The 8,861-nt window shown below is 34.0% G+C and carries 8 protein-coding genes; 3 read left to right on the top strand and 5 right to left on the bottom strand.

Annotated elements, in window-relative coordinates; genetic code table 11:
• The 3 genes from VKJ25_RS09465 to VKJ25_RS09455 all read right to left on the bottom strand — a co-directional run.
• Positions 1-184, bottom strand: a 184-nt coding sequence (locus VKJ25_RS09465; protein WP_324236381.1) for a hypothetical protein, incomplete at its 3' end; no start/stop codon positions are given.
• 37 nt (positions 185-221) lie between these two features.
• On the bottom strand, positions 222-1,634 hold the full coding sequence (locus tag VKJ25_RS09460; RefSeq protein WP_324236380.1) for an LCP family protein: 1,413 nt from the start codon (positions 1,632-1,634) through the stop codon (positions 222-224).
• Positions 1,635-1,961: 327 nt separating this feature from the next.
• Complete coding sequence (locus VKJ25_RS09455) at positions 1,962-2,333, bottom strand: hypothetical protein (protein WP_324236379.1); 372 nt, start codon at positions 2,331-2,333, stop codon at positions 1,962-1,964.
• Between the two features lie 675 nt (positions 2,334-3,008).
• Between VKJ25_RS09455 and rpe the strand changes: the two genes are divergently transcribed.
• Positions 3,009-3,719 (top strand): ribulose-phosphate 3-epimerase, encoded by a 711-nt coding sequence (rpe, locus tag VKJ25_RS09450; RefSeq protein ID WP_324236378.1) that lies wholly within the window; start codon positions 3,009-3,011, stop codon positions 3,717-3,719.
• A 539-nt stretch (positions 3,720-4,258) separates the two neighbouring features.
• Here rpe and VKJ25_RS09445 read toward each other — a convergent pair.
• Both VKJ25_RS09445 and VKJ25_RS09440 read right to left on the bottom strand, forming a co-directional pair.
• Entirely contained in the window at positions 4,259-5,041 is a 783-nt protein-coding gene (locus VKJ25_RS09445; protein WP_324236377.1) for a DsbA family protein, read from the bottom strand.
• 341 nt (positions 5,042-5,382) lie between these two features.
• Positions 5,383-5,832, bottom strand: a complete 450-nt coding sequence (locus VKJ25_RS09440; RefSeq protein ID WP_324236376.1) for a hypothetical protein — start codon at positions 5,830-5,832, stop codon at positions 5,383-5,385.
• Positions 5,833-6,361: 529 nt separating this feature from the next.
• On the opposite strand from VKJ25_RS09440, the gene VKJ25_RS09435 reads away from it, so the two are divergent.
• Together VKJ25_RS09435 and VKJ25_RS09430 are read left to right on the top strand one after the other, a co-directional pair.
• Positions 6,362-7,147, top strand: a complete 786-nt coding sequence (locus VKJ25_RS09435) for an HAD family hydrolase (protein WP_324236375.1) — start codon at positions 6,362-6,364, stop codon at positions 7,145-7,147.
• 493 nt (positions 7,148-7,640) lie between these two features.
• Positions 7,641-8,855: a DNA double-strand break repair nuclease NurA gene (locus tag VKJ25_RS09430; RefSeq protein WP_324236374.1), complete on the top strand. Its 1,215-nt coding sequence runs from the start codon at positions 7,641-7,643 to the stop codon at positions 8,853-8,855.
• The last annotated feature ends 6 nt before the right edge of the window (positions 8,856-8,861 follow it).

The following is an 8,861-nucleotide window of genomic DNA, read 5'->3' as shown; positions in this document are numbered from 1 at the left end:
GTCTACCTTGTCTACCTTGTCTACCTTGTCTACCTTGTCTACCTTGTCTACCTTGTCTACCTTGTCTACCTTGTCTACCTTGTCTACCTTGTCTTCCTTCTCTACCTTGTCTACCTTGTCTTCCTTCTCTACCTTGTCTACCTTGTCTTCCTTCTCTACCCACAACCCAAAAGTAACGCATCATTTAAGTTGTGTCAGTCCACTACTCCCCATTAGCGTTTTTACCAATTTCCTAAATTTTGAGACTCATTTTTGATTGTCAACGAATCTTGTCCTAATTGAATAGTTACATCTGACCTCAAAGCTCCCGTACTTTCCACAAAAACTTCTCCAAAACCCAGAGACTTTTGAACTGCCTTTGCTAATGTAATATCTCCTTTTTGAGCAACAATTCTAGTTACCTGTAAAGGTGTTGTCCAGGGTTTAGAAACTCGAACATTCCAATAACCAGCATCATTGAGGTTTCTAACTAACTGATCGACAGTTTCCCAATTATCAGTGCTATCTTGAATTGCCACCCTCATACCATAATCTAAATTTTCCGGTTCCAAACGTTGATAACCAAAGTCAAAATGTTTAGCAACCATATCATCTAAGCTCCTCAAGTCAGGCAACCAATAACTAGCCTTAAATTCTTTAGGGTCGCTAAACTCACCAGGTACCATCAACATTTGTACATTTTGTCTATCAACCTTAGCAGCAAAATTCATCAAAGCGACTAATTCTTCTACACTCAAATTTGTATCAACATGAGACTGAATGACAGAAAGAATTTTTGGCAGTCGGGATAGAGTTTTCAAATTAACCGACTGTTCTACAAAAGATCGCATCAAAAGTTGCTGCCGTTGCACTCGCCCAATATCTCCTAGATTATCATAGCGAAATCTCAAAAATTGTAGAGCTTGATCTCCATTGAGGTGTTGTTCCCCTGCTTTAAGATCGATATAGAGGTGTTGACTATCATCTTGATACTTCATGTCTGCAGGTACATTTACTCTGACACCACCAAGAGCATCTATCAATTTTTCTACACCTTGCACATTAACTCGTACATAGCGGTCAATGCCTACTCCACCAAGAAGTTCACTCACAGCTTTGGCGCTGGTCGCTGGTCCACCATAATGGTTGGCTGAGTTAATCTTGGTTAAGCCTCGATCTTCTACATAAGTTCGAGTATCTCTGGGAATAGAAAGTAAAGTTAATTTCTGATTTTTAGGGTCAAACCTCACTAAAAGCATTGTATCAGATAATCCTTTAAAAGAATTAACTAGAGCATGATATCCTAGCTCTTCATCTTGGGGATATTCTTCTAAATCTGATGTTAATACTTTAATTCCTAACAACAATATATTGACAGGCCGAGTTAACTCTGGCAACCGCATATTACTGTTGGCCAAGTCTTTTTTAGAAAAGACTGCTGCATCTTCTGGAGATAGGCTTTGTTGCATTAGTGGAGTGCTAGAAAGAGATAATGCTAGTAGAGCGCCTGCCGTAGCAGATATTGTCGCCACTCCAACTAAACCTAAACCCAAACCAAACCAACGTCCCGGACGAAATTTGGGAAGTTGTTTTTGATGGTTTTCTGTTACTGAATTTTCACTTGCAGTTGAATTTAAAAATTTATTAGCAGACACTGGTTTCCTCACACACGAAAATATTAAAATAGAGTTTTTTGTCGGATAAATTTTGTTGAAAATTTCAATTTATTGAAATTTTCAAAACTTTTATAAATTATGCAATCCCACCAAAAAACTGGGTTGATCACTCTAATTTAACGCTTTGGCAAATTTTAGTTCATAAACCTAGTTTTTGCGTCATTTCTGAGTTTAATAGAATCTGAAATAATCATATAGTAATCCTATTTAATTCCTGTACAGAATTTCATGGCTTTTAGGGAAGAACAGGTAAGAGTTTTAATTTTTTATTTACTTTTTGATTGGTCACAAGTTATGCACTGATTACTATAAATGTTTACCTACCATTTTTTCTGCTATTTGACTAATTCCTGGTAGCCATAAGGGTTGTCTTTTCCAAACCCGAACCATTAGTCCAAAACTAATTATGAAATAGCTAGTAGTAAGTAGGCTATTTACAAACAACAAGGTGATGGTTCCAGATTCCCCTATTTTAGTGCCTAATTGCAACAAAATATTTCCTAACAACCAAATTGAGGTTAGAGTTACAATTAATCGGCTTACTGCTCTATGTTGGATACTAGCCTTTTGGCGAAGCAAAATCCATACTGCCGGGAAAAAACCTAATATTGGAGTTACTAATAAAAATAGTTCTTGACGATTAATTTGGGAATTTTTAAGTTGCTCAATATTTTTCATATTTCAATTATTTGGGTTATTATTCAATAGTTAATAATTAATAATTAATAATTAATTACCTTTTCTTTTTGCTAAATAGAATAATTGATTTTACTTTTGATTATTAGAGATATCTAATATACACTTATCTTGGAAATGGTAAAGAAAACAGGAAAAGGCATTTAAGTTATCATGTAATTTTTTAGTTCAATAAGTAATTTGCATTTGAAATGTGCCACAACTTATTTGCTACATCAGAATAATCAACTCAAATATTACTGCTATATTATCTATTTTTCCATTAGTAAAAAAAATATTTTTTTATTCAACTAAGTGCTTATGCAAAATTAATTACATATTCTATTGATTCTCTGTTCCTTTTTCCCTCTCTCAACTAGGAAATTAATTTTCTATAACTACTTAATGATATCTTAATTTTTATATAGTGTTTCCTCAAATTACTCAGACATATAGCAATCCTAAATGATTTGTTAGAAAAACTGTAGGGGTTTGGTGTCCAAACCTTCTCTTAAGCTAGGATTTGGAAACCAAACCAGAAATTGTATGTAAAGTCCCTAAATTAAAACCTAAAAACTCAACCATAACTTCTCCATCTACAAAATTATGATAATAAATAATTAAATTAGTGTTAAAATTTCCGGTAACTGAGAATAAGTTAGGAGAAAATTTAAGTTTATGACAAATGGTAAGAAGAAATCTGTTGTTATTGCCCCATCTATATTATCAGCAGATTTTAGTCGTCTGGGAGACGAAGTTCGAGCTGTAGACCAAGCTGGTGCTGACTGGATTCATGTTGATGTAATGGATGGCCGTTTTGTACCTAATATTACTATTGGTCCATTAATTGTTAAAGCATTACGTCCTGTTACTAAAAAACCTCTGGATGTCCACTTAATGATTGTGGAACCAGAGAAGTATGTTGCAGATTTTGCTAATGCAGGTGCTGACATTATTTCTGTTCATGCTGAACATAATGCTTCTCCTCATTTACACCGAACTCTAGGCCAAATTAAGGAGTTGGGTAAGCAAGCAGGTGTAGTTCTTAATCCTTCTACACCACTAGAATTAATTGAATATGTTCTAGATTTATGTGACTTAGTATTAATTATGAGTGTTAACCCTGGTTTTGGCGGTCAGAGTTTTATTCCTGGGGTAGTATCTAAAATTCGTAAGCTCCGTCAAATGTGCGATGAGCGGGGACTCGATCCTTGGATTGAAGTTGACGGTGGTCTTAAAACTAATAACACTTGGCAGGTATTAGAAGCTGGTGCTAATGCTATTGTTGCAGGTTCTGCGGTGTTTAAAGCTGATGATTATGCAGAGGCAATTAGTGGTATTCGTAATAGTAAGCGTCCTGTTCCTGAACCTGAGTTAGTTACTGCTTAATAACAAAATAATACTGTTTAAAAAAAAGTTATTTATTTTAATTAAAAATGGGTTATACAATCCATTTTTAATTTTTTTGAGTAAGAAAGAAGGAAGAAGTTATGAAGTTATGAAGTTGATAAGAAAATGAGAAATGATATGGGTAGCTGTTTAAAAGGAAATATAAAGCTTTTTTTGTTTAGACTGACTTTTGCTAGTTTATCCTGCACAAACAAGCGGTTTTTATCCTAAAATTATAGTCATTTTAGTTTAGACTTAGACAAGGATTTCTTACTATCAAACAGTTTCAGCTAAATAAATGTTTTGCTCTTATTTAAAATGACTATAGCAATCCTATTTTATTTGTGGATAAAAATGCTACTGCTTTTAGGGAATAGTGAATAGGTAAGAGTTACGGTTCCGGATAAATCAGTTTTTTTATCTACTTTCTGATTTGTGGCAACCTATGCGCGGATTGATATATATATCTAGAACTACTAGACCAGTATAGTCTTCCTTCTTTACTTCCTACTTCTTTCCTGCTCCCTACTCCTTACTCCCTATTCAACAACTTTAGCTAAAGTTTCTTCCATCTGAGACAATTTTACTGCACCAGAAAAAGTTTCTCCATTCAGAATAAAAAATGGTGTACCAGAAACACCAATTTCTTGAGCTAATTTAATATCTGTTTCAATAGCAGTAGTTGCTTTTTCAGATTGGCGATCGCTATTAAATTTGTCTATATTTAAACCCAAATTATTAGCAACTTCTACATATAATTCTTCTCCCAATCTATTTTGTTGTGCAAATAAAGCATCGTGATATTCCCAAAATTTGCCTTGTTGTTGAGCTGCCCAAGATGCTTTTGCTGCTGGAATAGCTTGGGAATGAATTCTTGCTAAAGGTAGGTGTTTAAATACTAAAGTAACTCTATCTTGATGCTTATCCATAAATTGTTTGATATTTCCCTGTGCTTTAGCACAGAAAGGACATTGAAAATCAGAGAACTCATATAAGACTATTTTTTGAGCGGTAGAACCAAGAGTTGGAGAATCACTAATTTGTGCTTGAGGATTATTTTTAAACTGTTGTAAAATTTCTTTTTGGCTAGCTTGTCTTTCTTGCTGTTGTTGTTGTTGATAAGCTTGTACTGATTCAATAATTACTTCTGGATTATCACGAATAATCTGTAGAACTTGTTGTTCTAATTCTGGTTTGATTTGATTATTTGTTGATTGAGCGTTAGAAGTACAACCAGTAATTGTAATAACTATAAACAATAGTATTATGATATAGAATTTTTTTGATTGATACGGATTAAATTTCGTAAAATAATTAATCATAACTGTAAATCTTAATGTCAAGCTATTACTAATATAAAGTATTGGAATTTAAATCATCCAGAAAACATCTGATAGTTTTGAAAAAAAACATAGATAAAGTGTCAGCTATTAGCAATTAGTTACTAATTTTGCTTTGTTCAGCAAAAGTTTAATATTACCAAAAAGCCGAGTTATACTGCTCAGAGCTAATAGCTGAATGCTTACCCAAAAAAATCAGGTATCAAACCTCTCCAAAAGAAAAAAATTCTTCTAGTTAATCCTCCTCTTATAAAGAAGAGGTAATTATTAATTATTAATTATTAATTATTAATTATTAATTATTAATTATTAATTATTAAATTCTAATCTATAAAACCCATCAAACCTTCACTATCAATCTGATTAGAAGCAACAGGGCGATTCATCAAAGTTTGAGTAACTTCTAGATGATTAGTGCCAATGGGACGAACTCCAGAAGCAGTAATTGTACTTTGAACTTCTAAACCACTAACTGCTACTGGACGAATACCAGAAGCAGAAATTGTATGGTCAACTTTAAGGCCAGTTGAAACTATCGGACGATTAGAAATTGTGCGAGTATATTTAAGATTAATTGTGCCAATAGGACGGTTTCCTGGTAAGGCTAATTTTCCAGACTCTTTAGTATCTTGTGCTGGTTTGGTCTCTACTTGTAAAGTGGTGCGTTGTTGAGAACCTTGGTCTAATTTTGTTGGTTGACTACTTTGAGTTGCAGTTTTACTGCTTGTATCAGTAGTTTTGTTACTTTCTGTCGTAGTTTTATTAGTGGTCATAATTTTACATCTTTATCATTCAAATTGGTTTATCTTACATAAATAATCAGAATTACTAGCTTTTAGCTTTTTGGCCTTCTGATCAATAAAATTCTTAAATTTTAATAAACCTGTAGCTATTCTAACCATACATGAAGAGAAAATCATAATTTTTTGCAAAAATGCAACGTCCCTAGGTTTGAGGGAGTGTGTGGAGTGTGGGGAGTGTGGGGAGTGTGGGAAGAAATTGCAGAACTTACTATATCAGGACTTAGGCAGCGATCCTAGATATAGTGCTTAAAACTCCATATGCAATAGTTAAAAAACTCTATATTATAGTAGCTTTGCGTAAGTCCTGATATATTCACCACTACGATGGGAGATTGCCATAATTTCAGGACTTAGGCAGCGACCCTAGATGTAGTGCTTAAAACTCTATACGCAATAGTTAAAAAACTCTATATATAGTAAGTAGTACATCTGCATAAGTCCTGATTTTTTAAAGATAGCTGTTTAAACTGTTAACTGATAACTGATAACTGAAATAACTATGTCAATAAAAATTCCTAGTCTTTTAGCTCTTGACTTTGATGGCGTTTTATGCAATGGGTTGATTGAATATTTTCAAACAGCTTGGCGCACTTACTGTCAATTTTGGCAACCATCGGATGAAATGCCTAATAATGATTTAGCAGAAAAATTTTATCGCTTACGACCTGTGATTGAAATAGGTTGGGAAATGCCTGTTTTGATTCGAGCGATAATATTAGGTATTGAGGAGGAAAGTATTTTTCAGGAATGGCAAGCGATCGCTGCAAAAATTGTTATGGAAGAAAATTTAGATAAGGCAAAAATAGGTGTTTGTTTAGATCGTACAAGGGATGAATGGATAGGAAATGATTTGGAAGGATGGTTGTGTTTGCACGATTTTTATCCAGGGGTTGTGGAAAAGGTAAAGGAGTTGATGCTATCAGAGGTGAAATTTGTGATTGTGACAACTAAGGAGGGAAGGTTTGTGCGTTCTCTGTTGCAAAAGCAGGGTATTAATTTACCGGCAGGAGATATTATTGGTAAGGAGTGTAAACGTCCGAAGTATGAAAGTTTGAGAATTTTATTATCAAAATTAGGTGAAGATGCAGTTATTTGGTTTGTTGAAGATAGGTTGAAAACTTTGCTATCGGTGCAAAAACAACGGGATTTAAAAGAGGTAGAATTATTTTTGGCAGACTGGGGTTATAATACTCAGAAAGAACGAGATTCTGTAGTTGAATATTCATCTATTCATTTATTATCTTCTGCTCAGTTTTGTCAAGATTTTTCTAAGTGGAAAGTTTGAAGGAAGAAGGAAGAAGGAAGAGGGAAGGAGGTAGCTGAAAAATTAGGAAGACAGATACAACAGATTCTACATTTTTGAGGTATACCGATGTGGATAAAACACCTGCTACTTATGAAAATTTGATGATTAATATTTGTATTTCAGATAATTGGAATCTGTTGTAATTTAAAAGTTAGGAAAAAAGAGAAATTAGGGAAAATATTTGTACATTGATTTCTGGGATTTTAATCAATGATTAATTTATCTTTCCTTCTTTCCTTTTCCTGATTTTTGAGGTACACCAGCGCGAGCAATATTTTTGCTACTTATGAAAATTTGATGATTAATATTTGTATTTCAGATAATTGGAATCTGTTGTAATTTAAAAGTTAGGAAAAAAGAGAAATTAGGGAAAATATTTGTACATTGACTTCTGGGATTTTAATCAATATTGATTTATCTTTCCTTCTTTACTTTTCCTTAAATAACAACTAAAAAATAGGAAATAAAAACTATGCTAGACCTCACAAAACTAGCGCCACAAATGCAAGGAATGAGTCAACATCTCACTAAAGAAGCACTCGCTGCTCAAAATAGATTAGGAATAGCTCAACAATTATTAGAAGAAGCCAAAAATGAACAAGATAACTTATTAGAATTAGAAGAAAGTTGGAGCGATCGCTTACTTTTTAATCCTGCTATACCCATAGAATCTTTAGATACTTTTCCTACAATTAATCCTCCTCCCAAAAATCATACGGTATTTGCTACGGATGGTTCTCAAATAGCTCCAAGTCACCATGAAATTGCTTATTGTTATTTGTTAAATATTGGGCGAGTAATGTTGCATTATGGGGAAAGTCGTTATCCGCTTTTAGATAGTATTCCCGAAATTTTTTATGAAGCAGATGACCTTTATATTTCTCGACAATGGGGAATTAAAACTGAAGAATGGATGGGTTATCGACGGACTATTTCTGAAGCTTTGGTTTTGGCAGAATTAGGTTATGAATGGAGGCAAAATAATCCCAATCATTTAGATTTCCCAATTTTAGCAATGGTTGATGGTTCTCTGATTTATTGGTTCTTAGAATCTTTGCCTTCCGAACCACGAGACCGAGTTTTAAATCCTATTTTAGATGCTTGGAATAAATTAAAATTAGCAGGTATTCCTTTGATTGGTTATTTGAGTGCTTCTCGCAGTAATGAAAGTTTATCTTTTTTACGTTTAAAAGCTTGTATTTATGATGAACCTGATTGTATTAGTCATTGTCCGAATGTTGGTTTGGGAGGTTTTGGTTTTACTGAAAAAGCACCTTGTCAGTCTTTTGAACCGTTGCGAGATGTAACTTTCTGGGGTTCAATATTACAGCCTGGGCAAAGGAGTCCTTTGTGGCAATCTTCTGCCAGAATTTTGGATTTATATGGGGAAAATACTATCTATTTTTGTTATGTAAATGTTGGTAAAGAAGTTGCCAGAATAGATATGCCAGAATGGGTCGCTGAGGATGAAGAAATGTTGGAGTTAGTGTTAGGAATGATGTTGGCTCAAGTGCAAAAAGGTTATGGTTATCCCGTAGCATTAGCCGAAGCTCATAATCAGGCTGTGGTTAGGGGAGGCGATCGCGCTAGTTTTTTTGCTTTGTTGGAGCAGGAAATGATTAAGGCAGGTTTGAGAAATGTGGGAACTTCTTATAAGGAAACTCGGAAGCGGGGAAGTATTGCTTGAGAATCC

This window comes from Okeania sp. (genome assembly GCF_035285525.1).
Classification (GTDB): domain Bacteria; phylum Cyanobacteriota; class Cyanobacteriia; order Cyanobacteriales; family Microcoleaceae; genus Trichodesmium.
The sequence above is the reverse complement of the archived record's forward strand: the minus strand, read 5'-3'. Positions and strand labels throughout refer to the sequence as shown.